Annotated in this window: 24 protein-coding genes; 13 read left to right on the top strand and 11 right to left on the bottom strand. The window is 57.1% G+C overall.

Features of this window, described 5'->3' with window-relative positions:
• Positions 1-35 precede the first annotated feature (35 nt).
• From K0H63_RS18840 to K0H63_RS18810, 7 genes are all read left to right on the top strand, one after another.
• A complete protein-coding gene (locus K0H63_RS18840) occupies positions 36-617 on the top strand; it encodes a tRNA-uridine aminocarboxypropyltransferase (RefSeq protein ID WP_258405615.1) in 582 nt (193 codons plus the stop codon).
• Between the two features lie 101 nt (positions 618-718).
• Positions 719-1,063 (top strand): hypothetical protein, encoded by a 345-nt coding sequence (locus tag K0H63_RS18835; RefSeq protein WP_434086736.1) that lies wholly within the window; start codon positions 719-721, stop codon positions 1,061-1,063.
• Entirely contained in the window at positions 1,060-1,701 is a 642-nt protein-coding gene (locus K0H63_RS18830; protein WP_220066008.1) for a class I SAM-dependent methyltransferase, read from the top strand. Before K0H63_RS18835 ends, K0H63_RS18830 begins: the two co-directional genes overlap by 4 nt.
• Positions 1,702-1,899: 198 nt before the next feature.
• Positions 1,900-3,231 (top strand): M16 family metallopeptidase, encoded by a 1,332-nt coding sequence (locus tag K0H63_RS18825; protein WP_220066007.1) that lies wholly within the window; start codon positions 1,900-1,902, stop codon positions 3,229-3,231.
• The gene (locus K0H63_RS18820; RefSeq protein WP_220066006.1) at positions 3,228-4,649 is read left to right on the top strand and encodes a M16 family metallopeptidase; all 1,422 of its coding nucleotides are present in this window, start codon (positions 3,228-3,230) and stop codon (positions 4,647-4,649) included. Before K0H63_RS18825 ends, K0H63_RS18820 begins: the two co-directional genes overlap by 4 nt.
• 165 nt (positions 4,650-4,814) lie before the next feature.
• Positions 4,815-5,390: a hypothetical protein gene (locus K0H63_RS18815; RefSeq protein ID WP_220066005.1), complete on the top strand. Its 576-nt coding sequence runs from the start codon at positions 4,815-4,817 to the stop codon at positions 5,388-5,390.
• A complete protein-coding gene (locus K0H63_RS18810; RefSeq protein ID WP_220066004.1) occupies positions 5,350-5,910 on the top strand; it encodes a hypothetical protein in 561 nt (186 codons plus the stop codon). Before K0H63_RS18815 ends, K0H63_RS18810 begins: the two co-directional genes overlap by 41 nt.
• A 6-nt stretch (positions 5,911-5,916) precedes the next feature.
• Here K0H63_RS18810 and trmL read toward each other — a convergent pair whose 3' ends face one another.
• Positions 5,917-6,381 carry a tRNA (uridine(34)/cytosine(34)/5-carboxymethylaminomethyluridine(34)-2'-O)-methyltransferase TrmL gene (trmL, locus tag K0H63_RS18805; protein WP_220066003.1) on the bottom strand — a complete coding sequence of 155 codons (465 nt, stop codon included), beginning with the start codon at positions 6,379-6,381 and terminating at the stop codon, positions 5,917-5,919.
• A gap of 78 nt (positions 6,382-6,459) precedes the next feature.
• On the opposite strand from trmL, the gene K0H63_RS18800 reads away from it, so the two are divergent.
• Entirely contained in the window at positions 6,460-6,720 is a 261-nt protein-coding gene (locus tag K0H63_RS18800; protein WP_220066002.1) for a hypothetical protein, read from the top strand.
• Positions 6,721-6,830: 110 nt separating this feature from the next.
• Here K0H63_RS18800 and K0H63_RS18795 read toward each other — a convergent pair whose 3' ends face one another.
• The 5 genes from K0H63_RS18795 to exaC all read right to left on the bottom strand — a co-directional run bounded on the left by K0H63_RS18795 (position 6,831) and on the right by exaC (position 12,873).
• The gene (locus K0H63_RS18795) at positions 6,831-9,083 is read right to left on the bottom strand and encodes a xanthine dehydrogenase family protein molybdopterin-binding subunit (protein WP_220066001.1); all 2,253 of its coding nucleotides are present in this window, start codon (positions 9,081-9,083) and stop codon (positions 6,831-6,833) included.
• Positions 9,080-9,535, bottom strand: coding sequence for a (2Fe-2S)-binding protein (locus K0H63_RS18790; protein WP_220066000.1), 456 nt, complete (start codon positions 9,533-9,535; stop codon positions 9,080-9,082). The genes K0H63_RS18795 and K0H63_RS18790 overlap by 4 nt, the downstream gene beginning before the upstream one ends.
• Before the next feature lie 3 nt (positions 9,536-9,538).
• Positions 9,539-10,150, bottom strand: coding sequence for a nucleotidyltransferase family protein (locus K0H63_RS18785; RefSeq protein WP_220065999.1), 612 nt, complete (start codon positions 10,148-10,150; stop codon positions 9,539-9,541).
• Entirely contained in the window at positions 10,147-11,202 is a 1,056-nt protein-coding gene (locus K0H63_RS18780; RefSeq protein WP_220065998.1) for an XdhC family protein, read from the bottom strand. Before K0H63_RS18780 ends, K0H63_RS18785 begins: the two co-directional genes overlap by 4 nt.
• Positions 11,203-11,352: 150 nt before the next feature.
• Entirely contained in the window at positions 11,353-12,873 is a 1,521-nt protein-coding gene (gene exaC, locus K0H63_RS18775; RefSeq protein ID WP_220065997.1) for an acetaldehyde dehydrogenase ExaC, read from the bottom strand.
• 275 nt (positions 12,874-13,148) lie between these two features.
• Between exaC and K0H63_RS18770 the strand changes: the two genes are divergently transcribed.
• Positions 13,149-14,927, top strand: a complete 1,779-nt coding sequence (locus K0H63_RS18770; protein ID WP_220065996.1) for a sigma-54-dependent Fis family transcriptional regulator — start codon at positions 13,149-13,151, stop codon at positions 14,925-14,927.
• A 21-nt stretch (positions 14,928-14,948) separates the two neighbouring features.
• Here the strand turns inward: K0H63_RS18770 and K0H63_RS18765 are convergent, their stop codons facing one another.
• Complete coding sequence (locus tag K0H63_RS18765) at positions 14,949-16,310, bottom strand: ATP-binding protein (protein ID WP_220065995.1); 1,362 nt, start codon at positions 16,308-16,310, stop codon at positions 14,949-14,951.
• Positions 16,307-16,993 carry a response regulator gene (locus K0H63_RS18760; protein ID WP_220065994.1) on the bottom strand — a complete coding sequence of 229 codons (687 nt, stop codon included), beginning with the start codon at positions 16,991-16,993 and terminating at the stop codon, positions 16,307-16,309. Before K0H63_RS18760 ends, K0H63_RS18765 begins: the two co-directional genes overlap by 4 nt.
• Before the next feature lie 197 nt (positions 16,994-17,190).
• Here K0H63_RS18760 and K0H63_RS18755 point away from each other — a divergent pair, with 197 nt between their 5' ends.
• The 4 genes from K0H63_RS18755 (at position 17,191) to K0H63_RS18740 (ending at position 20,284) form a co-directional block, all read left to right on the top strand.
• A complete protein-coding gene (locus tag K0H63_RS18755; RefSeq protein ID WP_220065993.1) occupies positions 17,191-17,682 on the top strand; it encodes a Spy/CpxP family protein refolding chaperone in 492 nt (163 codons plus the stop codon).
• A 123-nt stretch (positions 17,683-17,805) separates the two neighbouring features.
• Positions 17,806-18,675, top strand: coding sequence for a cation efflux pump FieF (gene fieF, locus K0H63_RS18750; RefSeq protein WP_220065992.1), 870 nt, complete (start codon positions 17,806-17,808; stop codon positions 18,673-18,675).
• A 181-nt stretch (positions 18,676-18,856) separates the two neighbouring features.
• The gene (locus K0H63_RS18745) at positions 18,857-19,426 is read left to right on the top strand and encodes a porin family protein (protein ID WP_220065991.1); all 570 of its coding nucleotides are present in this window, start codon (positions 18,857-18,859) and stop codon (positions 19,424-19,426) included.
• A 312-nt stretch (positions 19,427-19,738) separates the two neighbouring features.
• Positions 19,739-20,284, top strand: coding sequence for a porin family protein (locus K0H63_RS18740; RefSeq protein ID WP_220065990.1), 546 nt, complete (start codon positions 19,739-19,741; stop codon positions 20,282-20,284).
• A 65-nt stretch (positions 20,285-20,349) separates the two neighbouring features.
• Here the strand turns inward: K0H63_RS18740 and glnG are convergent, their stop codons facing one another.
• The 3 genes from glnG to K0H63_RS18725 form a co-directional block, all read right to left on the bottom strand.
• Positions 20,350-21,762 carry a nitrogen regulation protein NR(I) gene (gene glnG, locus K0H63_RS18735; RefSeq protein ID WP_220065989.1) on the bottom strand — a complete coding sequence of 471 codons (1,413 nt, stop codon included), beginning with the start codon at positions 21,760-21,762 and terminating at the stop codon, positions 20,350-20,352.
• An 18-nt stretch (positions 21,763-21,780) separates the two neighbouring features.
• A complete protein-coding gene (gene glnL / locus K0H63_RS18730; RefSeq protein WP_220065988.1) occupies positions 21,781-22,827 on the bottom strand; it encodes a nitrogen regulation protein NR(II) in 1,047 nt (348 codons plus the stop codon).
• 126 nt (positions 22,828-22,953) lie between these two features.
• Positions 22,954-23,490 carry a DUF4124 domain-containing protein gene (locus tag K0H63_RS18725; RefSeq protein WP_220065987.1) on the bottom strand — a complete coding sequence of 179 codons (537 nt, stop codon included), beginning with the start codon at positions 23,488-23,490 and terminating at the stop codon, positions 22,954-22,956.
• Positions 23,491-23,519: the final 29 nt, after the last annotated feature.

The raw sequence follows: 23,519 nt of genomic DNA, 5'->3' as shown, positions 1-23,519 counted from the left end.
TTTGTGTAAATTGCCATTTTCCGCTTAGAGTCTGTGTGTGCGATGCCATCTCGCCGGTTGCTGCCCGTACCCGGGTTTGGGTGCTGAAGCATCCATCGGAAGTGGAGCATGGGAAAAACAGCGCTCGACTGCTGCCGCTTATCCTAGACACCGCCAGGATATTTGTTGGCGAGTCTGAGGCGGATTTTGCAGCGCTGCGACAACAGCTTGAAGTGGAGAATTTAGCGCCTGTCTTGGTATATCCGGCGGATGAAGGAGAGGAATTCAGTCCTTCATCGACTGGCGGCCAGCCGGACTCCAGAGTGCTGTTGCTCTTGGATGGTACCTGGCGCAAGGCGTTGAAAATGTATCACCTCAACCCCTGGCTGCATGGGTTACCCAAGTTGTCTTTCACGCCGGATACGCCATCGGCGTATCGGATCCGTAAAGCCAGTCGCAGTGACAGTCTGTCCACCCTGGAAGCAGCGGCCTGTGCATTGGAATGCCTGGAACCCGAACTGGATACCGGCCCAATGCTTCAGTGTTTTGATGCCATGATAAGCAGGCGCCTTGAGGCCATGCCGGAGGCGGTGCGGCAAAGGTATTTGGCTGACTCTGAAAGCGAAACTGACAGATGAGTGTTTTACGCGTCACTACTCGGTGAAAGCCTCTTTTTAGTTGCGCTCACCGCCTGCTGGCCGGACAATAAGCTGCGCGAAACTCCAAGGGAAGGATGTGTATGACATTATCAAAACTGCCGCTTGCCCTCTGGGTAGCCACTGCCCTGGCAGCCCCACTGCAGGCCGCCGACGATAGCAAACCCCGGTTGGTGATGAAGGCCGATAAGGCCCGCGAACAGGCGCAGAAAACCGAGGCCGAGCAACTGGAAAAGGCCCGCGCCGCCGCGTCCGAGACTTCAAGCCGTGAGGCCGATGTGCTTAAGCGTCAGCAACAGGGTGAGTGGGAAGATAGCCAGCGGGAGAAGGCCGCAGCCCAGTTCGATGAACGTGAAACTCGCGAGCAAAAATACCTTCGGGAAGCCAAAGAAGCGGCCAAGAAAGAGCGCAAGATCCCCAAACCATGAGTTTTTCCTGTTCCCTGTGTGGTGGCAACGACTTGTATCTGTTTGCCGAAGACCGCCGTCGCCCCTATTACCGCTGCCGCTGCTGTGCCCTGGTGCAGGTGCCTGCGCCTTTTCATTTAAGCGCTGAAGAGGAAAAGGCCGAGTACGACAAACACGACAATGGTGAAGACAGCCCGGGTTATCGCAGCTTTTTAAGCCGCACCCTCACCCCCTTGTTGCCACGTCTTACCCCCGGCGACAAAGGCCTGGATTATGGCTGCGGCGCTGGTGCCCTGCTCGCCAAAATGGCCGGTGAGCAAGGGTTTGAGTTTGCCGCGTACGATCTCTATTACTTCCCTGACCGCGCCGTTCTGGCAGCCCGGTATCAATGTGTGACCCTCACCGAAGTCATTGAGCACGTGGCCGATGCCCGCGCCTTGCTGGATGAGCTTTCAAACCTGTTGGCACCGGGTGCGCTGCTCGCCATCATGACCAAGCGGGTACTCTCGGCCGAAGCCTTTAGCCGCTGGCACTATAAAAACGACCCCACTCATATCAATTTCTACTCCGATGAAACCTTCGCCTGGATAGCGGCCGAGCGCGGCTGGACACTGGAGATAGTCGATAAAGACGTGGTGTTTTTACGCACTTCAAACTGACAGGGCCCTGCGTTTTGCCGTGACAGTAGGCGAGCCTGCGGCATTGTCAGGATAGCGTCAGTCAGCCGGTATCACTTTCATTTACAATTTTTAAACCTCAATCTTTCTGTCCTCCCTTGCTGGCGTTGGGGAAATTGCTTTTAAATGGCGGATTAACCAAAGTAATACACCATTTAACCACTTGGAGCAGGAAGCGAGATGAAGCGAACGCTATCAGCCCTGGCTCTGGCAATGGGGCTGGCAATGGCCCCCATGATGAGCCAGGCCACCACTGCCGCCGATATCAAGAGTTTTACTCTGGATAACGGCATGAAAATCATGGTGCTGGAAGATGCTTCCATCCCCAATGCCAACATGTATCTGTTCTGGAAAGTGGGCTCGCGCAACGAAGCCCCGGGTCTTACCGGTATCTCCCACTTCTTCGAGCACATGATGTTTAACGGCTCGAAAAAGTACGGTCCCAAGATGTTTGACCGCACCATGGAAGCCGCCGGTGGCGCCAACAACGCCTACACCACCGAAAACCTGACCGTGTACACCGACTGGTTCCCAGCTTCCGGTCTTGAAACCATTTTCGACCTGGAAGCCGACCGCATCGCCGACCTGGACATCAATGCCGACATGGTTGAGAGCGAGCGCGGCGTGGTGACTTCTGAGCGCAGCACCGGTCTTGAAAACTCCAACATCCGAGCCCTGATGGAAGAGCTTAAAGGTGTGGCTTTCCGTGCCCATCCCTACAGCTGGCCCGTGATTGGCCACGAGTCAGATATTGCCGCCTGGACGCTGGACGACCTGGTGCAGTATCACAAGACTTACTATGCCCCCAACAATGCCGTGGTGGTGATTGCCGGTGATGTGAAACTGGCTGAGGTAAAATCTCTGGCAAACAAGTATTTCGCCCCAATTCCTGCCCAGGCGCCGCCCCGCGAAGTGAAAACCGTGGAGCCGCTGCAAAAGGGTGAGCGCAGAACCTTTATTCACAAGCCTTCTGCCAGCACGCCCAATGTGATGATGGCTTACCATGTTCCGGCTACCTCCCATGAAGACTACTATGCCCTGGAACTGCTGGCGGGCATTTTGAGTGCCGGCAACAGCTCGCGCCTGTATCAATCCATGGTCGACAGCCAGTTGGCGTTGGAAGCCGATACTTATTTCCCGATGTCGTTCGACCCCAACCTCTTTTACCTCTACGCCGTGGGCGCACCCGGGGTGAAGGCAGATGCGCTGGAGCAGGAGCTGATTGCCCAAACCAATCGCATCGCCGCCGAGGGTGTAACCGAACAAGAGCTTGAAAAAATCAAAAATATCAAGCTGATGGACTTTTACCGCACCATGGAAACCATTAACGGTAAAGCCAATACCCTGGGTACCTACGAACTCTTCTTTGGCAGCTTTGATAAGTTGTTCAATGCCCCCGAGGCCTACAACAAGGTCAGCACCGCCGACATTCAGCGCGTGGCGCAAACCTATCTGAAACGGGCCAACCGCAGCGTTGCCGTGCTGTCTGCCGAGGAGGAAATGGACAAATGATGCAATATAAACCTCTGTTGATTGTGGCAGCGCTCGCCCTGGCCGGCTGCGCCGCTACCCAGGACGTTAAGCGTACTCAGGAACCCGCTGCCGCCGCCTTTCAGTTGCCCTCCTATGAAAAGGTGACTCTGGATAACGGGCTGACGGTGTTTTTGATGCAGCAAAAAGAAGTGCCGCTGATTACAGTAAACGCCGTGGTACGTGCCGGAGCGGTGAACGACACCAGTGCCGGTATCTCTGCTTTGACGGCCGAAGGCCTGATGCTTGGCAGCGCCGGCAAGTCCAAGCGTGATATCGAAAACCAGGTGGATTTTCTGGGCGCCAGTTTAAGTGCCGAAGCCGGTAAGGAAGGCAGCTATATCAGTGCCAAATTCATGGCCAAGGATCTGGACACCATGCTGCCGCTGTTTGCCGATGTGCTGCTGCGCCCCGACTTCGATGCCACCGAATTCGACAAGCTCAAGCAGCGTGAAGTGGGGGGGCTGATTCAGGCCAAGGAAAGCCCAAGAGCCGTGGTAGGTAACTACTTCGGCAAATTGGTATACGGTGAGCATCCCTACGGCAACGCCAGTGGGGGCAACAGTGAGTCTGTCGCCGCCCTTACCCTGCCACAGATTCGTGCCTTCTATACCGGTTTCTATCAGCCCGGTAATACCTCCATTTCCGTGGTGGGTGATTTTGATGTGGCCGACATGAAGGCGCAGCTGAAGCGCACCTTTGGTGAATGGCGCTCAGATGCAGCTCCCCAGCAGCAATCCTTGAAACAAGGTCTGCCGGTGCTGGAAAAGAGCCGGGTGCTCTTGGTGGACAAGCCAGACGCCATGGAAACCACCTTCCTGATTGGTGGTATGGGTATTTCTGAAGACAACCCGGACGCTGTGGGCTTAACCGTGGTGAACACCATTCTGGGTGGCCGCTTTACCTCCTGGCTCAATGACGAGCTGCGTGTGAATGCCGGTCTGACCTATGGTGCCCGCTCCGGCTTTGCCTCTTACCGCGACAGTGGTCTGTTTCAGATAAGCACTTTCACCAAAACCGACACCACGGAAGCGGCCATCGACCTCGCGCTGAAAACCTACGCCCGTCTGTGGGAGCAGGGGATCGATCAGGCAACGCTGGATTCGGCGAAGGCCTATGTGAAGGGGCAGTTCCCGCCTAAGTTTGAAACCAGCGGCCAGCTGGCCGGGCTTTTGTCAGATATGTACCTCTATGGCTTTGATAACAGCTATATCAATGACTTCGAGCGTAAAGTCGACAGCCTGACCCTGGAAGAAACCCAGCGACTGATCAACACCTACTTCCCCAAAGACAAGCTGCAGTTTGTGCTGATTGGCAATGCCGCCAAGGTGGCTCCCATCGCTGTCAAATACGGTGAAGTCACCCAGGTGAATATCAAGGATGTAGGGTTCGGCGGCTAACACCGAATCCCTACAAAGAAAAAGGGCCTGCTGTTGCAGGCCCTTTTCATTTTCAGCGTGGTGAAGCGAAGACGGTTATCTGTTCTACACTTAATTTCGAGATGGCGGCTGCAGCCAGAATGCGGCCGGAATTCAGTCCAGACCAAGAGGGAATGGAATAAGGCCATGAAAAATCAAGAACATGCCCAAGATGAAGATTCGCTGTCTATGGAAAGCCTGGAGGCGGCCTTGCTGGGAGAGGACGACTGGTTGCATGTGCAGGAAACGGTCAAATTGTTACTGCTTTCCATGGCCCAGATAGAACTGACCCTCACGGACGGGGAATACAATGTCACCGGTTTGGGACAACAGTTTACCGACATGGCGTCGCACTTGCGGCAGGTAAATCTTTATCTGGCCAATCAACCCGATACGCCAAAAGACATTATCAAGCACGGCATTATGCTCGAAACCGAAATCGACAAGGGTGTGGTGGCCTTCCAATTTTACGACCGCCTGTCCCAGCGGCTGCAGCATGTGGTGACCGGGCTTGCTCTCACGGAGGATCTGCTCTGTGACGATAAAAAACGATTGCAGGGTGAGGAATGGCTACGGGTACAAAAACAGATTAAATCCACATACTCCCTTGAATGTGAACGTAAAATGTTCGATCTTGTGCTCCAGGGTATGCCACTTCATGAAGCCTTGGCGCTGTATCGGGATGAACATCTTTACCGCAAAGACGATATCGAACTCTTTTAACTCTGTTCTCCTTGGCTTGTCTGCGTTGCTGCCGCTGGCCGCGGCAGAGATGCCCTTTGCCGATTGGTGCGCCAGCCTTGCCGGACAGTGGCAGGGCACGGGTGCCCGTCCCGGTGAGGTGCCAAAGCCGTTAACCACCCAGGCCATATGCAGCGCCGATCGCCAGCAGCTTATCTTCAGCGTCAGCCGTGGGGCACGATTTTCCAACAGCGAAACCTGGTGGTTTCGCCGTCAGGGAGACAGAGTCCTGCTGACTTACTTCAATGGTGTTACCGAAGACAAGGGGCAGGAGTTCAGTCTTTATCGTCGCGGCGGCGGCTACTCACTGCTGGGTGAAGGGATGGTTAATGAGCGTCCTGCCCTGATCCAGCTGTTGTTTGAACCAAAAGACCAGGGTTGGCAGTGGCTGCAACAAGCCCGATTTCTCGACGATGATATTGAGCAGTACATGCTCTACCGCGGGTTATCCTTACAGCCGTTACCGGCCTTAACCACGAGTGAAGGCCGTCAGGTTAACTGAGGTGGATTAACGGGCACCGCCAAAACCCTGCTGACGCCAGGCTTCGTAGCTGATAATGGCCACGGCATTGGACAGGTTCAGGCTGCGGCTCGACTCCACCATGGGAATGCGCAGACGCTGCTCTGTGGGTACCGAGTTGATAATGTCCATGGGCAGACCACGGCTCTCGGGGCCAAACAAGAGCACATCACCGGCCTGGTAAGTCAGCTCTGAGTGGGGGCGGCTGCCCTTGGTTGTGCAGGCCAGAATGCGCCGCCCGGCCATGGCTTCAAGGAAGCTCGGGAAGTCCTTATGGCGGGTTACACGGGTCATATCACTGTAATCCAGCCCGGCACGGCGCAACTTTTTCTCTTCCAAATCAAACCCCAAAGGTTCAATCAGGTGCAGTTCGCAGCCATTGTTGGCGCACAGGCGAATAATATTGCCCGTGTTGGGGGCGATTTCGGGTTCATAGAGGGCGATGTGGAACATAAAGCGGTTGCGGCAGTCCAAAAGAGCGACGAGTATAGCAAAACTCGGATTAATCAATCATTAGAATGGATTTTAATAATGAAAGCGCCACTGTTTATTCTGGTCGTACTGCTGCAAGGATGCTCGTCTTCGGATTGGGTCGACTTGCCAAAAAGTTATGAAGATGAAAGAGATGGCAAGGCATCACCTGCCGAAGTCGCCCTGAATCTTCCGCGGGCCATTGCCGGGGCTGATCCCTGTAAAAATGGCCATCCCGATGATATTGCCAAGTGCCGCGCCGAGCGTCAGGCCGAGACGGATGCACTGACTGAAAGCATCCGTAATCGCACCCAAAAGTAATCTCGCCAAGCAGGCAAATAACAGAGGCGGAAAAGTGATAATCACTTCTCCGCCTCATCTTTTTGTGCCGTTGGCAACTTATCATCAAGCTGCCAATACCTTGAACATCATCAGATTTTAAGGTGCTTCGACAGCGGCAGATCGCGGTAACGCGCCCCGCCAGCGGCTACTATGGCATTGGCAAGGGCCGGGGCCACAGGCGGCACGCCAGGTTCCCCCACACCGCCGGGTACTGCGCTGGAGGCGATGATCTCAGTCGCAATCGGCGGGCAGTGTGGCAGCCTGAGCAGCGGGTAGTCGTGGAAGTTTGATTGGGTCACGGCGCCCTGGTCGAAATCGATTTCGCCAAAGAGCGCAAGGCTTAAGCCAAACATCACCGCGCCTTCCATCTGCGCGGCCACCCGGTCCGGGTTGACCACAGTACCGGCATCCATCAGCGCGATGGCGTCCACCACAGTGAGCTTGTCACCTTCGAGCCGCACCTTGATGGCCACGGCGGCATAGGCAACAAAGCTGCGGTGAATGGCAAAGCCCCAGCCTTCGTTTTTACCCGCTGGTTTTTGTGCCATAAGCGCTTCGGCGCGGTCAATCAGCTTAAGGTAGCGGCCCACATCCACCGGATGACGACTCTGATCTTCACCATAGTTGCCATATTCAAAGCCTTGATTGGCAAAGTTTTCAACCCGCGCTATGCCGAGCAGTTCCCGCCACTGGGCGGTGCAGGATTTTCCATTGGCAATGGCGAGCTCGTCCACAAAGCTGCCCACCCCAAAGCCGTGTTGAATGTTGCTCACCGACCTTAACCAGCCGATGCGGGTGTGGGTTTCAGCCTTGACGGCTTCGCAGCGCACGGCACTGATATCCCAGGGGATATCGGTAAAACCCAGGTCCAGCTCGAACGGCTGCGGAGTATCCACAGCACTGTCAAAGGTGCTGCCGATGGAGGGGAAGGCGGTGCGCGACAATATCGCCTGCACCTTGCCTTTATCGTCAATACAGGCCTGGTAGTACTGGGCGCTGATGGCGTGCAGGTAGCCGTTTCTCAGCTCATCTTCACGGCTCCATTGCACCAGCACCGGCTTGTTTATTTTGCTGGAAATAAACGCCGCTTCGACGCTGAAATCCGGCTTGGATTTGCGGCCGAAACCGCCGCCGAGCAGGGTGACGTTTACCTTCACCTTGTCTTCATCGATACCCAGCATACCGGCCACATTCTGCTGGGTGCTTTGAGGTGTTTGACTGCTGGCCCACAGCTCGCAGCCATTTTTATCGACGCTGGCAATCACCGCCGGAGGTTCCATAGGCGCATGGGCGAGATAGGGCACTGTGTAAGTGGCGCTGACCATCTTGTCCTCTGGCCAGTTAGCAGGCTGGCTGCCAAGCTCGCGGGCGACTTTACCGGGCTCCAGCACCCTTTGTTTGAGGGTATCGAGATATGCCTTGCTGTTATGGCTGTCGTTGGCGCTTTTGCTCCAGCTGAGTTTGAGGGCTTTTCTGCCTTCCAGCGCACTCCAGGTATTACTGGCCACCACGGCAACGCCGCCGAGTGGCTGAAACGCCGGTGCGCCCTTGGGGATTGGAAGAGGGACTATATCCAGCACCCCTGCCACCTTGCGGGCAGCGCTGTCGTCCATGGACTCGAGCGCGCTGCCAAACACCGGCGGGCGGGCAATCACCGCATACACCAAGCCTTCGGGACGGTTGTCGGCGCCATAAATGGCACGGCCACCCAGCATATCGTCCATATCGACAATAGTGTGACCCTTGCCGATTTGGGTGAATTGGTCAGGGGTTTTGAGGGTGAGAGTTTTGGCATCCGGCAGCGGCAGCTTGGCGGCGGCCATGGCGAGCTCACCGTAGCTTAAGCGCTTGTCGCTGCCTTTGTGATGCACGGCGTGGGCCTTGGCGTAGACCTCAGTCACGGGCACCTGCCAGCGTTCGGCGGCGGCTTGCTCCAGCATGTGTCTTGCCATGGCGCCCATCTCGCGCATCTTGTCGAAGCCCTTGCGGATACTGCGGCTGCCGTCGGTGTTCTGGCTGCCATAGCGTTTGTCGGCCAGGCCCTGTACCACCACCACCTTGTCCCAGTCGGCTTCCAGCTCGTCGGCCAGCACCTGAGGAATGCCGGTGCGAATGCCCTGACCCATTTCCGAGCGGTGGCAGGTGAGGTACACCCTGTTGTCTTCGCCGATAGCGATAAAGAGGTTGAGGCGCTGCTCTTCGCCAAAGGCGGCGGTTTGCGCCGCCAGCATGGGGCTCCAGCCGAGGCCTGAGGCCCCCAGCATCAGAGCACCGCCCGAGGCACCAAAGAGTTTGAGCACATCGCGGCGGCTGAAGTTTTCAATGGCAGTAAACTTGCTCATGACTTGGCCTCCTGCTTGCCCTGATAGTCCTTGATGGCGGCGCGGATGCGGGTGTAGGTGCCGCAGCGGCAAAGGTTGCCTGCCATGGCCTCGTCAATCTGGCTGTCGCTGGGGGCAGGATGTTTGCTCACCAGCGCTGCTGCCGACATCAACTGGCCCGCCTGACAAAAGCCGCACTGGGGCACCTTGTGGCGGCGCCAACTGTCTTTGAGCTTGTCGTCAGCGAGGCCCTCGATGGTGGTCACCGATTTGCCTTCCAGGCTTTGGATACTGGTGAGGCAGGCGCGCATTGGCTCGCCGTCCACATGCACAGTGCAGGCGCCGCAAAGCCCCGCGCCGCAGCCATATTTGGTGCCGGTTAAGCCCATCAGGTCCCGAAGCGCCCATAAGAGTGGCATTTTGGGGTCGGCGTCCAGAGTAAACAAACGGCCGTTGATCTTAAGTGAAGTCATGGTTCACTGGCTCCTTGTGCTCACAAAGCGCCCGAAATCGGCGCGGGTGTCTATATCTATGCTGGCGCCGGGCAGCGCCATCCATCCCAGTTGTTGTTGTTTTTGCAATGATTTCAAAAGCCCCTTGGCGCCTCTGTCGCCACAAAGGCGGGTGAGCTCATCAAAGTCGGCACGGTTGAAAATCGCCGGTGCGCCGGGGGCATCCAGATACCAGGAGGCAGTGGTTTTACCCGACTCCTGCCAGCTTTGAATAAGGGACTCATAGTCTTCTGCACTCAGCAGCGCATGATCCGCAAGGGCCAGCAGCAAGGCATCGGCGTCTGTGCCGAGCGCCGCGTTGGCGACTGCGGCAATACTGTGGCCAAGCCCCAGCTGCCAAGCGGGCGAGGGGATAATGGCTGTGTCTGAAGGCAGCAGAGGCATCAGTGCCTTGGCGTGGCCACCCAGGCATACCTGCACCGGCAGGATTTGGGTGTCGCAGCTACTGCGCACCTGGCTTAGCGCATTAAAGCTACGGCCAAGCAGGGTAGTGCCGCCGGGCAGCGGCATGGCGAGCTTGACCCCTTCGAAGCGGCGCGAGCCGCCTGCGGCCAACAGCACTGGCAAGAGTTTCATCCAAGGCCTCCATTGCTGTGTTTGTGATGGCTGTGTTTGTGATAGTTGGGTTTGCCATGCAGGCTTGCCTGGCAGGCGGCGAGTATCGACAGGGCAATGTCGGCGGGCAGCTCGCCGCCCAAATCGATTCCGGCTGGGCTTGCCGGTGGACAGCAAAAATCGTCCCAGCCCATGCCTGCCGTGTTTAACAGTTTCTCGCCCCGGTGGCGCGGTCCAAGGAGCGCCAGATACTGAAGTGGCAAGGAACTGAGTTTGGGCAAAATAGCGGCATCGAGTTCGAGGCTGTGGTGCATCACCACCGCCATATCAATGCTGGCAAGAAAGTCAGACGTTAGCCCATCGGCTGGGGCTTTAATGAGCTCACAGCCATCAAAGTCGCAGGGGCGGGCATAGCTGGTGCGCGGGTCGACAACGCTGATGCGCCACTCAAGCTGGCGCGCCATTTGTGCCAGTGGCCGTGCATCCATGCCGCCACCGAAGATGGCCAGATGTGGCCTTGGGCGAACCGGCACGACCAGAAGTTCTGATCCATGGTTGTCGGTTTGCGGATTGAGCAGTAAGCGGCCGGGACGGCTGAAATCGGCCGCAGGAAAAGGCGCGTCGGCTTCCGGATAAAAGTGTGCGCGAAGACTGTCGGCAGGGGCGCGGTTTTGCGGCAATTCGAGGCACCAAAAGCCTGGGTTGCCGCTGGCGAGCGCCTCTGCCATGGCGGCGAATTGTAGTTGCTGATTCGCCGCAGTTAACGGCAGCAGCAGTATATCCACCAGGCCGCCGCAGCCGAGGCGGTAGCTGGCGTCGGTTTCGTCTCTGGCATCGTAACGGCCGAGCACGGCGCAGTGTCCCGCCAGCGCCTTTTGGGCCTGACGGCGAAGGTCAGCCTCAAGGCAACCGCCGCTTAACATGCCAAGGCTTGGCCCCGAGGGGTGAAACAGCATCATGGCCCCGGATTTTCGGTAGGCGCTGCCTTCCACCGAGGCAATCACCGCCAGCACCCAGTCGGCATCCGGGTCGCTGCGCCAGGCATCCAAGAGTGAATCCAAACGGTTGGCCATCTGTCCCTGCATCCTTTTGGCGTAAAGTTTTAACCTAGCAAAAGGTGCCCGAATTTAGAAGGCGCTTAAGTTTTGCCAAATGTTTCTCTCGTGCGGCTCCCATAAACAAAACCCCGACCGGGGTCGGGGTTTTGAGAGGGCTGGTTAAGTTTAGAAGAAGCCCAGCGGATTGGTGTCGAAGCTCACCAGCAGGTTTTTGGTGTTCTGGTAGTGCGACAGCATCATCTTGTGGGTCTCGCGGCCAATTCCCGACTTTTTATAGCCACCAAAGGCGGCGTGGGCAGGGTAGGCGTGGTAGCAGTTAATCCACACCCGTCCGGCCTGAATGCCGCGGCCCATGCGCTGGGCGAGATTCATATCCCGGGTCCAGACACCGGCACCGAGGCCATACTGGGTGTCGTTGGCAATGGCCAGTGCTTCAGCTTCGTCCTTGAAGGTGGTAACAGAAACCACGGGGCCAAAGATTTCTTCCTGGAACACCCGCATCTTGTTGTGGCCCTTGAGGATGGTGGGCTGGATGTAGTAGCCGCCTTTTTCGGGGCCATCCTGCAGGTTGATTTCGCCGCCCATCAACACCTTGGCGCCTTCGGCACGGCCAATGTCCAGATAGCCCAGGATCTTGTCGTACTGCTCGCGGGACGCCTGTGCACCCACCTGGGTGTCAGTATCCAGCGGGCTGCCCTGACGTATGGTCTTGGCGCGGGCGAGTACCTTTTCGATAAAGGCATCGTAGATGGACTCCTGCACCAATACCCGGCTTGGGCAGGTGCACACTTCGCCCTGGTTGAAGAAGGCCAGCAACATCCCCTCGATGGCCTTGTCGAGGTAGTTGTCTTCGTGGCTCATCACATCGGCAAAGTAGATGTTGGGTGACTTGCCCCCAAGTTCCACCGTGGAGGGAATGAGGTTTTCGGCGGCGCACTTGAGGATATGGTTGCCCACTTCGGTGGAGCCGGTGAAGGCCAGTTTGGCGATGCGTTTGCTGGTGGCGAGGGCAGCGCCTGCTTCGGCGCCAAATCCATTGACCACGTTGAGTACGCCGGGGGGCAGCAGATCTTCGATGGTTTCCAGAAGCACCATGATGGAGGCCGGTGTTTGTTCGGCAGGCTTGAGCACGACGCAGTTACCCGCCGCCAACGCCGGGGCGATTTTCCAGGCCGCCATCAGCAGTGGGAAGTTCCAGGGAATGATTTGCCCGACCACGCCCAAAGGCTCGGGGAAGTGGTAGCTCACGGTATTGGCATCGAGGTCTGCTGCGCTGCCTTCCTGGGCGCGGATACAACCGGCGAAATAGCGGAAGTGGTCAACAAACAGCGGCAGGTCGGCGTTCAGGGTTTCGCGCACCGCTTTGCCGTTTTCCCAGGTTTCCACCACGGCGAGACGCTCCAGATGCTGCTCGACCCGGTCGGCGATTTTCAAAAGCAGATTGCTGCGCTCAGTCACCGAGGTTTTGCCCCAGCTGTCTTTGGCGGCATGGGCGGCATCAAGGGCGAGCTCGATGTCGCGATAGTCTGAACGGGCTGCCTGACAGAACACCTTGCCATCCACAGGCGAGACGTTATCAAAGTACTCGCCACCCACGGGGGGCACCCACTTGCCGCCAATAAAGTTGTCGTATCTGGCCTTGAATGAAGCGATGGCACCCGCTGTGCCCGGAGCGCTGTAAATCATCTGCTTGTCCTTTTTTGCTGTTGAGAGTGTCTTGTTGTTGTGATTGTTCCGACGGTGCAATCGGCCCGTCGGTGAACAACCTCTATCGCAAAGGATGGGCCATAATTGTTCAACTTGTCGTCAAATCGGCCTAACAGTATGATGAAAATCTTATTTTCGAATATACGCAGCAGCGGGTCGGCCGAGGGATTGGCGTGGCGACCGAAGTCGTATTGTTGCGCCTTGGTACAGTTGTTATAAGTGACTGTGCCGAAACGGAACACAGGAGCACACAGATGAAATCTGCCGTACAGCCCTGGCTTGCCGACTCCTGGCGTCGCAGTGAAGGCGCCGGTCTCAGTGAAACCCGTCCCGGGGAACTTAAGCTCTCCCGGGTCGAACTGGATGAGCGCTGTGAGCGCCACCGTCAGCTTATCGCATTGGTGGAATCCGAAGCCCTGCCGCTGTTTACCCGTCTGATGGCCCACACCGACAGCAGGCTGATTTTGTCGGACGCCGAGGGTTTTGTATTGCGCCACTGGGGGCTGTCGCGCTACTCCGACCGGCTCGCCAACGTGGCGCTGGACTGCGGCGTAAATTGGCTCGAAGAGCACAAGGGTACCAATGCCATAGGCACAGCGCTTAAGGCCAAAGAAGCCCTCTCAGTGGTGGGTGAGCAACACTTTTGCCGCCCCCACCGTTTTATGAGCTGCACCGCCAGCCCGATTTTTTCGCCGTCCGGCGAGCTGATTGGTGCCCTCGACATCACCTCCGAGCGGCTCAAGCATAACCAGCAAACCTTATTGCTTATCTCCAGCCTGGCGCAGCAGGTGGAAACTGCGCTTCTGTGCGCGCTGCCCGGTGGCCGTTTTCGGGTGGATTTGGCCGCCAGTCGACAGCTTCTGAGCTCCGGCTGGCAGGGCATTCTGATTGCCGATGACGATGGCCGTTTGCTTGGGCTTAACCCCATGGCCCGCCAGTATCTGGGCGGCGCCTCGCCCGGTATGCAACTGGGCGAGCTGTTGGGGGATGACTGGCAGGCACAGCAGGCGCAGTGCCTTCGCGGCGAGCTGCATTTGGCCACCTCGGCCATTGGCGAGGGCGCCTTGTCGATTCCAACCAATAAGGCCAGCAGTTTGCACGGTATCAAGCCGCTGCGATTCCACGACCCACAGCTGGAAACCGCCTGGCAGCAGGCGCGCAAGGTCGTTAGCCGCAAGATCCCGCTGTTGGTGCAGGGGGAAACCGGGGTGGGTAAAGAGCACTTCGTGCGCCAGCTGTATCAGGACAGTCGCCTCGATGGTGAGCTGGTGGCGGTTAACTGTGCTGCCTTGCCCGCCGAGCTGATCGAGGCCGAGCTTTTTGGTTATCAGGGCGGCGCCTTTACCGGCGCAGCCCGTCAGGGGCACCTTGGCAAGGTGCGTCAGGCCGATGGCGGCTTTCTGTTTCTGGATGAAATCGGTGAGCTGCCGCTGGCGGCTCAGGGCCGGTTGTTGCGGGTACTGCAGGAGCGGGAAGTGACCCCTGTGGGCGGCCTTAAAAGCCACAGGGTGGACATTCAGGTGGTGGCGGCTACCCACATGGATTTGGCTGCCATGGTACGTGATGGCCGTTTTCGTGAGGACCTGTATTTTCGCCTCAACGGTCTGCAGGTCAGCCTGCCGCCATTGAGGCAACGGGCAGATAAATCGCGGCTGATCCACAAGCTTCACCGCCAGTATCGGGTCAATCCGCCGGGGGATGAGCAGCGGCTGTGCCCGAAGTTACTGGCATTGCTGGAGGCCTATGGCTGGCCGGGGAACCTTCGGGAGCTGGATAACCTGATGCAGGTTGCCTGCCTGATGGCTGAAGGGGAGCGCGAACTTAGTGAGGCGCACTTGAGTGATGCCCACAGGCGGACACTGATGCAGGGCCAAGAGGTGCAATCAGCTTCTGAGCCGAGCCTTAAGGCCGGGCTTGATGGCCGTATTCAGACAACGCTCTCTGAGTGCGACGGCAATATCAGTGAAGCGGCTCGCCGTCTTGGGGTAAGCCGCAACCTGATTTACCGCAGCCTTAAGCGCACCGACAGTTAGCGGAAAGCCTCTCGCAAGCTGCTAACGCGGTAATTGAATCGTCACGCACAGGCCGCCGGTTGGCCTGTTTTGGGCGCTGATACTGCCGCCCTGGGCTTCAATGGCCGCCGCGGTAATGGCAAGGCCAAGCCCCCAGCCGCCGCTTTCTCGCTCGCGGGACTTATCGGTGCGATAAAAAGGACGGAAGATGGCTTCGAGTTCGACTTCATCCACGCCGGGGCCATCGTCGCAGATTTGGATCTCGACCTGAGTTGACGAGTCTGCCACCGTGAGACTGACCTGCAGCTTGGCGTAGCGGATGGCGTTACGCAGCAGATTTTCCACCGCCCGCGCCAGCAACTTGGGGCTGTGGCTCAGGCGCAGGTTGTCGTCCATCTCAATGGCCAGATGTTTGCCACACTCGCTGGCTTCAAATTCCGCATCATCCAATACCTGGCCGAGCGTCTCGGCAAGTTCGCAGTCAACTTTGGCTTCGGTGGCGCCCATGGTCACCCGGGAGAGTGTCAGCAGCTCGGCTATCAGGGCATCGAGCTGCTCGGCCTCATGGGCAATACGGCTAAGCTCATTGCTGTCCTGACCGCGTTTTCGTGCCAGTGCCAGCGCCAGTTGCAGCCGGGTCAGTGGGGTGCGCAGCTCGTGGCTGATGTCCCCCATCAGCCGCTGCTGATTGTTAACCTGCTGCTCTATGGCTTCAGCCATGGCGTTAAAGGCATGCCCGAGCTGGCCCAGTTCGTCGCGGCGATTCAGGGTGGCTTTATCGACCCGGCTGCCAAGGTCGCCCCGGGCCAGGGCATCGGCGCTCTGTTTGAGCATCTTAAGCGGTCTGCCAAGGTGCCAGGCCAGCAGGCCGCACAGGAGACCCGAGACCAACACCGCCAGCCCCAGGGTCAGCAGTTTGTGCTCGATAAAAAACAAAAACAGTGGCCGGGGATGTTGCCCTGGAACCCGGCCATAGAGGCGGTATTCCTTGCCGTCGACATGGAACTCTTTGGGGCCAAACACCATTTCATCCCGGAACTGGTACATGATGGGGCGCTCGGCTTCTTCGGCGAGCAAAATAAATTTACGCAGGGAGCGGGGTTGGCGTTCCCCGAGAATACGGCCTTCCTCATTGGTGATAAACACCCGCATGGGCTTGCCATCGGTGTGACGCGAACGCTCCCAGCGCCGCATCCGCTCTGGCTCCATCAGTTCGGGCTCCCGCTCAATCGCCTTGGCGATCTTATCCAGACTCTGTTGCAGCTCTTTGGGGATAGGGGTGGATTCCTGCCGCTGCTGCAGCAGCGGCAGGCTGCCAACGGCAACCAGCACCACAGAGCTGCACAGCCAGAAGCCGAGCAGCAGTTTGATAAAGAGGCGATTGGGCAGGGTGTGGGTGTTCATTTCAGCCAGATGTATCCCTTACCGCGGATGGTTTTTACCCTGGGGCGACCATCGCTGCGCTCGGGCAGCTTTTTGCGCAGGTTCGACAGGTGCATATCGAGGCTGCGGTCAAAGGGCATCAGGCGCTTGCCGAGTACGGTTTCACTCAGGGTTTCTTTACTCACCAGCTCGCCCGCCTGGGACGCCAGCTGTAACAGCAGGGCGAATTCGGTACCTGTCAGGTTGATAAGGCTCTGGGCGCACCAGGCTTCCTGGCGGCTGGGGTCCAACTTCAGGTCACCAAGTTGTATCTCTTCCGGGACATGACTCTGTGGCGTGCCCGGCTGAGCCCGCCGCAAAATGGCGCGGATGCGGGCCACCAATTCACGGTCGTTGAAGGGCTTGGGCAGATAGTCGTCGGCGCCGATTTCAAGCCCCACGACCCGGTCGATATCATCACCGCGGGCGGTAAGCATAAGCACCGGCGTTTGCTTGTGGTTACGTAGCTGCTTAAGCACTTCAAAGCCATTCAATTTCGGCAGCATCACATCCAGCAGAATGAGATCAAAGTGGCTGCTGACGGCCTTGCTGAGTCCTTCGGCGCCATCGTGGGCGAGAGTGAGGACAAAACCTTCCAGCTCCAGCAATTCTTTTAACAGCTCAGACAAACCTGGATCGTCATCAACAAGCAACAAGTGATTCATTTAACCTCCGGGATCAGGACTCCCAGTATAACCAGCCGTACGTCAATGGGTGTTTTACCTTTGTAAGTCTGTGTAAAGAAGCAGGCGGCGCTCATCTTTACACTTTTTTACCCGTCCGACACCCTCGTTGACATTGACCACAATACACTGGGAACTGTCGAAACACACAAGTCCCACCAATCACAATGAGGTGATATATGAACAAGTTAATGATCAAACGTGGTCTGATTGCGCTGGTTGCCGGCAGTGCGCTGCTCGGTGGTGTTGCCATGGCCAATCCCCACCACGAAGGGGGTCATGAAGGTCGCCCCATGATGGACAATATGCGCCATATGTTCCGTGGCCTGGATCTGACCGATGAGCAAAAGACGCAGTTCCGTGAGCTGATGAAAGCCCACAAGGACGAGCGCAAAGCCCAGCGAGAAGGTAAAGATGATGCCGCCCGCACGGCTCATCATGAAAAAATGAAAGCACTGATGAGCGCTGCCACCTTCGATGAAGCGGCGGCCAAGGCACTGATTGCCGAGCGTCAGGCCAAGGGTGAAGCCCGCGCACTGGAAGCCATGAAGCTGCAGCATCAGATGTATCAGTTGCTGACCCCTGAGCAAAAAGCCAAGTTTCAGGCCCGTTTTGACGAGCGCAAAGCCGACCGGGAAGAGCGCCGTAAAGAACGCCAGGAAGCGTTTTAAGCCAAGGTACAGCTTGCCCTGACAGGCCGGTGCCTTGCGCCGGCTCGCGTTTCCTGACCCAGAACGGGCGTAGCTGCACAAAATTTGTTATAAGAGAACCACCTGCCTTGTGTGGTTCTTTTTATGTCTGCTGAAAGAGATTATGCATTCTGGGTTAAGCTTGCCAGCCGCGCGGCGGTGGCAACGGCCCTGACACTGATTCTGATAAAACTGCTTGCCTGGCTTTGGTCCGGCTCGGCCAGTATGCTGGCATCCCTCACCGACTCCTTCGCCGATGCCCTGGCTTCCATCGTGAATTTCATTGCAATCCGCTATGCGCTGACGCCGGCAGACGATGAGCATCGGCATGGCCACGGTAAGGCCGAACCACTGGCGTCGCTGGCGCAGTCGGCATTTATCATGGGGTCTGCCTTTCTGTTGCTGTTTCATGGCGGCGAACGGCTGCTGAGCCCGACGCCACTTGAGCATGCTACCGTGGGTATTTGGGTATCCGCCATTGCCATTGTGCTCACGCTCGCCCTGGTGACACTGCAGAAAAAGGCGTTGGCCGCAACCGGCAGCACTGTGGTGGAGGCCGACTCGCTGCACTATAAATCGGATTTGTTTTTGAACGGTGCCGTACTGCTGGCGCTGGTACTGGCACAATACGGACTCTGGTGGGCCGATGGCCTGTTCGCCGTGTTGATAGCACTCTATATCGGTCAGCAAGCCTTTGGGTTGGGGTATCGCTCAATTCAGGCATTGCTGGACAGAGAACTCGATGAAGATATGCGCCTCACTATTGTTAACCTCGCCAAAGAGGACTCCCGGGTAAGAGGCGTGCACGACCTCAAGACCCGTCAGGCCGGTCAGACCATCTTTATTCAGTTGCATCTGGAACTCGATGGCGACTTGCCACTTCGCGAGGCACACCGCTTATCGGACAAGACTTCGGCGCGTATCCGTAATGCCATTCCTGAGGCGGAAATTATTATTCACCAGGACCCGGTGTAACGTCTGTGTTAGTGGATGTGGCCTCGGCGTGTTCTGTTGTGCTGCCAGGAAACCTTGGGTTAACCCGGTTTACGGTTGTGAAATAAATTTTTCTTAACGTATTGATACATTCAGCAATTGTTCAGCAGACTTGGACGATATTCTCCGGCATAACTCCAGCAATGTCGTGAAAGGAAATCCAATGAACAAAATGAAACTGGCGGCCTTGGCCGCGCTCATCGCCAGCACAGGTGCCATGGCTGAAACCGATAAAACCGGTTTTTACGTGGGTGGTGCCATCAATCAGGTGAAGGCCTCCGGTGAGGGTGACGGCTCTTCCGATGGCGTAGGTTTTGGTGCTTACGGCGGCTATAACTTCAACGAATGGTTTGGTTTGGAAGCCAACCTGTTTGCCAGTGGCGATCTGGGCGAAGAGGGTGTGGATGTCGGTGCCGGCGCCCTGACCTTTACCCCAAAATTTACTTACCACTTCAATGATACCTTCTCTGCCTTTGCCAAAGTGGGTGTGGCGTCCATGGCGGTGGTGGTCGACTATGGCCCATTCGATGCCGACTACACTGGCTGGGGCGTGACCTGGGGTGTGGGCGTTAATGCTGCGCTGACCGAAAAACTGAACCTGCGCCTGAGCTACGATGAAACCCGTGGTGATTTGGATGACAGTGGTTTTTGGTATGACAACGAATACTACAATGGTGAAATCGACAACGTGAAGATTTCCCAGATCTCCCTGGGACTGCACTACCAGTTCTGATGCCAGGGCGGCGGTGAAAGTGCCGGCCAGGGACGGTGTGATAAGGACGCTTCGGCGTCCTTTTTTCTTGTCTGCTCACAGGCGGGATAAGGTGAAGAGCGCCTTGGAGTGGGTGATAAGCCGTGGATTTTTTTAATCTGGCAAGGGCTCAGCGGCAGGCCTGCGGGGGTGTGATTGATGACCCGAATCTGTGGCTGGATATAACCTAACGGTTTATTTTTTCAAGGGATAGGCGCTAAAATAGGTAGCTGAAATCAAGGAATAATGGGCAGACACAGAGGGATGCCCAACTCAACTGAAAAAGGATGTCCGATGAAACTTAAATGTCTGTTGGCTTCAGCCCTGATGCTGTGCGCCGTTTCGCCTGCCTTTGCTGCCAAAGATCTCGGTTTTTACGCCGGTGGCTACGTCAGCAACACCAATCTCGATGACAAGATTGGCCCTTTCGATGAATCTGCCTGGGGGCTGGGTGCCTATGGCGGATATAACTTCAACCAGAGTTTTGGTCTCGAAACCAGTGTGTTCGGCACCGACAGCTTTATTGATGGTGTCGACCTGCAGGTCGTGGGCCTGACTTTTGCCCCCACTGTGCGCCATGCATTCAGCGATACCGTTACTGTCTACCTCAAGGGTGGTGTGGTGTATCAGGTGATTGCCAGTGACGACAGCCTGGACGATGACTATCAGGGCACGGGTTACCTGCTTGGCGCCGGAGTGGATATCAGTTTCTCCAGCAATCTGGCCATGCGGGTGTTTTATGAATTCAGTGAAATCGAGCCCGAGCACGATGAACTGAACAACTATTTTGCCAACACGCGCATGGATCACTATGGCGTGGGTCTGCACTGGCGCTTCTGAGGCTGGGCATCATGCCATAAAAAGGGACGCACACAGCGTCCCTTTTCTTTGCTTCTCAAGACCTGCTAATCCATCTCAAGCTCTTTGAGTTTGCGGGTCAGGGTGTTACGGCCCCAGCCGAGACGGCGGGCGGCTTCCTGTTTATGGCCCTGGGTGTGCTTGAGCGCCACTTCGAGCATGATGCGCTCGAAGGTCGGCTGCATATCGGCCAGCAGATCCGATTCCCCTTCTCCGAGACGCCTGTCGACTATATCTCTAAGGGCACTTTCCCAGTCACCGGCCACCACGGCGCCGGCATGATTGATCACTGGGTCCTTGAAGAGCTCTGGTGGCAGGTCCTGTGGCAGTATCTCCTGCCCCGAGGCCATTACCGTGAGCCAGCGGCAGGTGTTCTCCAACTGGCGCACGTTGCCGGGCCAGGGCAGTTGCTGCAGCTTGGCGGCGGTTTCTTTGGCAAGCACCTTGGCTTCAACACCAATTTCCCGGGCGGCGGCGGCCAGAAAGTGGCGGGTCAGTTGCGGAATATCTTCGCGGCGCTCTCGAAGCGGCGGCAGATGCACCCTGATCACATTGAGGCGGTGAAACAGGTCTTCCCGGAATTGACCCTGTTGCACCAGCCGCTCCAGATCCTGGTGGGTGGCGGCAATAATGCGTACGTCCACCTGCACCGGCGAGTGGCCTCCTACACGGTAAAACTGACCATCGGCCAGCACCCGCAGCAGCCGGGTTTGCACATCCAGGGGCATGTCGCCGATTTCATCCAAAAACAGGGTGCCACCGTTGGCCTGCTCGAAGCGGCCCTGACGCACACCGGCAGCGCCGGTAAAGGCGCCTTTCTCGTGGCCAAACAGCTCAGATTCAATCAAATCCTTGGGAATGGCAGCCATGTTCAGTGCGATGAAGGGCTTGTCTTTGCGGGGGCTGTGTTTGTGCAATGCCCCAGCCACCAATTCCTTACCCGTACCGGACTGACCGTTGATCAGCACGCTGATGGAGGAGCGCGACAGACGACCTATGGCACGAAACACCTCCTGCATGGCAGGGGCCTCACCTATGATTTCCGGCGCCTTGACCGGTTCACTGGCGTGGGCCTGGGGTGCCTGTTCGCTGGCGTGAGTCAGGGCCCGTTCCACCAGGGCGATGGCTTCGTCGATGTCGAAGGGCTTGGGTAAATATTCAAAGGCACCGGACTGGTAAGCGGCCACGGCGCTGTCGAGGTCCGAGTGCGCCGTCATTATGATGACCGGAATATGGGGGTAATGCAGGCCGATACGCTCCAGCAGCGTTAAGCCATCGGTGCCGGGCATGCGGATGTCCGACACTATCACTAAAGGTTGCGACAGCTCCAATGCCTGCCACAGCGACTCTGCTGCTGCGAAGCTGGCACTGGTGATGCGTGCGCTCTTGAGGGCTTTTTCCAGCACCCAACGGATAGAGCTGTCGTCGTCGAGGATCCAAACCTGTTCACTGATACTCATGCAGTCTCCTTTTGGGTCCTATTTTCCGGTTTTAATGGGCAGGGTGAGCACAAACTGGGTGTGACCGGGGGCAGAGTCACAGTCGATGCGGCCACCATGAAGCCTGGCGATGTTGTGGGCGATGGACAGCCCCAGGCCAGAGCCCTGTTCGCGACCTGTCACCATGGGGTAGAAGAGGGTATCCATCAATTCCGGCGGTATACCCGGGCCATCATCAATGACAGATAACATCAGCACCAGTTTGTGGCGCTGGGCGCCCAGAGTGACCTGGTGGCTGGTGCGGGTGCGCACCGTGATGGTGCCGCCGCCGTTTTCCAGTGCCTGTACTGCGTTTTGCACTATGTTGAGCAGCGCCTGCTGCATCTGGTCTGCGTCCAAATCTATGTCGGGAATGGAAGGGTCGTAGTCCCGGATAACGCGGATATTGGCAGGGGCGGACAGCTCGACCAGCTTGATCACCTTTTCGGCGACTTCATGGATATTGTGGGGCAGGTGGGCCGTGGGTTTTTGTGGCCCCAGCAGCTTATCCACCAAGGCGCGCATACGATCGGCCTGCTCGATAATCAGGGTGGTGAATTCCTTGAGTGACTCATCTTCCAGCTCGCGGGACAGCAACTGCGCCGCGCCCCTCAGGCCGCCGAGGGGATTTTTGATTTCATGGGCGAGGTTACGCACCAAAAACTGGGCCGCCTGCTGCTGGGCATCCTGGGTCAGTTGTTGGTGGATGCGGCGCTGCTGATCGACCTGACGCAGCTCAAGCAAACTCAGGCCGGGTTCATTTTCCAGTGGGATCAGGGTGAGATCCACCGTGTGGTGTTGGCCATCGAAGGTGACCAGGCTGGCGGTGTTGACCGTCAATCCCAGCCCCTGACGCACCGCATCGGCCAGTATGGTGGCAGGTACTTCCTGCAACTGAAATATATCGGTCAGAGCTTGTTCGCTGAGGCGATGACTGCCGGTGCCAAGCAACTGCTCAGCAGCAGCATTGGCAAAGCAGGGTTTTAGACCTGAGTCTATGACCAGTACCGCGGTCACCAGGTGATTGAGCAGGTTTTGAGTATCCATCGGGCCTTTCCTGACTGGGTCTGCACCAATATGGTGCACCAATATGGTGCAGTCCGCAAGTGTCAGCAGTGGCCGTTGGCGTGAGTTGGGTTTGATTAACTTATTGTTATAGTTGTTTTTATTCTATCAATTACCCGAAATGGGAACCGCCTTGGGTTGCTGCAACATAGTGGTACGGTGCAAAAACAGGGTTCTACTGCCACTGGATGCAATCGGTTTGCCATTTCGGGCAATCAGTTGCACTTCAATGCTGTGCTCACCCCGGTCCAGTTCGCTGACCCGAAACAAAGGCACGTCCATCGCATCGCCCCATACCTTGCCATCAATGCGCAGCACCCACAGGGCGTTGGCTGGCTTTTCAGGGGTAACGGTGGCCGTGACTTCAAACTTACCTTCGTTGTTGCGAATGGTTTCGTCGGCTTCGGGGGTCAGAATGGATACTTGATATTCGATGGCTTCCACTTTGGTGTCTGCCTTCGGAATGGCAGCGGGTACGTCCAAACGAATTTGATTGGAGGAAGTCTCTTTCAACTCAACAACTTCGGCGTTGGGCTGGGGTTTATCGCTGTAATGAACCTTGCCGTCTTTATCGACCCATTTATAGACATTTGCCTGAACACTCAAGCTAAGGGCCAGCATGCCAAGAAGGGTAAAGGTGCGCATAAGCCTATCCTGTAGTTTCACATGTGACT

The organism is Shewanella zhangzhouensis, assembly GCF_019457615.1.
GTDB classification, from domain to species: domain Bacteria; phylum Pseudomonadota; class Gammaproteobacteria; order Enterobacterales; family Shewanellaceae; genus Shewanella; species Shewanella zhangzhouensis.
Note: the sequence above shows the minus strand (reverse complement) of the source record. Positions and strands in the feature narration are given on the sequence as shown.

Excerpts from the sequence above, each read along its gene's own strand:
- K0H63_RS18835 (WP_434086736.1), top strand. The coding sequence starts at position 719 with ATGACATTATCAAAACTGCCGCTTGCCCTCTGGGTAGCCACTGCCCTG.
- K0H63_RS18830 (WP_220066008.1), top strand. The coding sequence starts at position 1,060 with ATGAGTTTTTCCTGTTCCCTGTGTGGTGGCAACGACTTGTATCTGTTT.
- K0H63_RS18825 (WP_220066007.1), top strand. The coding sequence starts at position 1,900 with ATGAAGCGAACGCTATCAGCCCTGGCTCTGGCAATGGGGCTGGCAATG.
- K0H63_RS18820 (WP_220066006.1), top strand. The coding sequence starts at position 3,228 with ATGATGCAATATAAACCTCTGTTGATTGTGGCAGCGCTCGCCCTGGCC.
- K0H63_RS18815 (WP_220066005.1), top strand. The coding sequence starts at position 4,815 with ATGAAAAATCAAGAACATGCCCAAGATGAAGATTCGCTGTCTATGGAA.
- K0H63_RS18810 (WP_220066004.1), top strand. The coding sequence starts at position 5,350 with ATGAACATCTTTACCGCAAAGACGATATCGAACTCTTTTAACTCTGTT.
- trmL (WP_220066003.1), bottom strand. The coding sequence starts at position 6,381 with ATGTTCCACATCGCCCTCTATGAACCCGAAATCGCCCCCAACACGGGC.
- K0H63_RS18800 (WP_220066002.1), top strand. The coding sequence starts at position 6,460 with ATGAAAGCGCCACTGTTTATTCTGGTCGTACTGCTGCAAGGATGCTCG.
- K0H63_RS18795 (WP_220066001.1), bottom strand. The coding sequence starts at position 9,083 with ATGAGCAAGTTTACTGCCATTGAAAACTTCAGCCGCCGCGATGTGCTC.
- K0H63_RS18790 (WP_220066000.1), bottom strand. The coding sequence starts at position 9,535 with ATGACTTCACTTAAGATCAACGGCCGTTTGTTTACTCTGGACGCCGAC.
- K0H63_RS18785 (WP_220065999.1), bottom strand. The coding sequence starts at position 10,150 with ATGAAACTCTTGCCAGTGCTGTTGGCCGCAGGCGGCTCGCGCCGCTTC.
- K0H63_RS18780 (WP_220065998.1), bottom strand. The coding sequence starts at position 11,202 with ATGGCCAACCGTTTGGATTCACTCTTGGATGCCTGGCGCAGCGACCCG.
- exaC (WP_220065997.1), bottom strand. The coding sequence starts at position 12,873 with ATGATTTACAGCGCTCCGGGCACAGCGGGTGCCATCGCTTCATTCAAG.
- K0H63_RS18770 (WP_220065996.1), top strand. The coding sequence starts at position 13,149 with ATGAAATCTGCCGTACAGCCCTGGCTTGCCGACTCCTGGCGTCGCAGT.
- K0H63_RS18765 (WP_220065995.1), bottom strand. The coding sequence starts at position 16,310 with ATGAACACCCACACCCTGCCCAATCGCCTCTTTATCAAACTGCTGCTC.
- K0H63_RS18760 (WP_220065994.1), bottom strand. The coding sequence starts at position 16,993 with ATGAATCACTTGTTGCTTGTTGATGACGATCCAGGTTTGTCTGAGCTG.
- K0H63_RS18755 (WP_220065993.1), top strand. The coding sequence starts at position 17,191 with ATGAACAAGTTAATGATCAAACGTGGTCTGATTGCGCTGGTTGCCGGC.
- fieF (WP_220065992.1), top strand. The coding sequence starts at position 17,806 with ATGTCTGCTGAAAGAGATTATGCATTCTGGGTTAAGCTTGCCAGCCGC.
- K0H63_RS18745 (WP_220065991.1), top strand. The coding sequence starts at position 18,857 with ATGAACAAAATGAAACTGGCGGCCTTGGCCGCGCTCATCGCCAGCACA.
- K0H63_RS18740 (WP_220065990.1), top strand. The coding sequence starts at position 19,739 with ATGAAACTTAAATGTCTGTTGGCTTCAGCCCTGATGCTGTGCGCCGTT.
- glnG (WP_220065989.1), bottom strand. The coding sequence starts at position 21,762 with ATGAGTATCAGTGAACAGGTTTGGATCCTCGACGACGACAGCTCTATC.
- glnL (WP_220065988.1), bottom strand. The coding sequence starts at position 22,827 with ATGGATACTCAAAACCTGCTCAATCACCTGGTGACCGCGGTACTGGTC.
- K0H63_RS18725 (WP_220065987.1), bottom strand. The coding sequence starts at position 23,490 with ATGCGCACCTTTACCCTTCTTGGCATGCTGGCCCTTAGCTTGAGTGTT.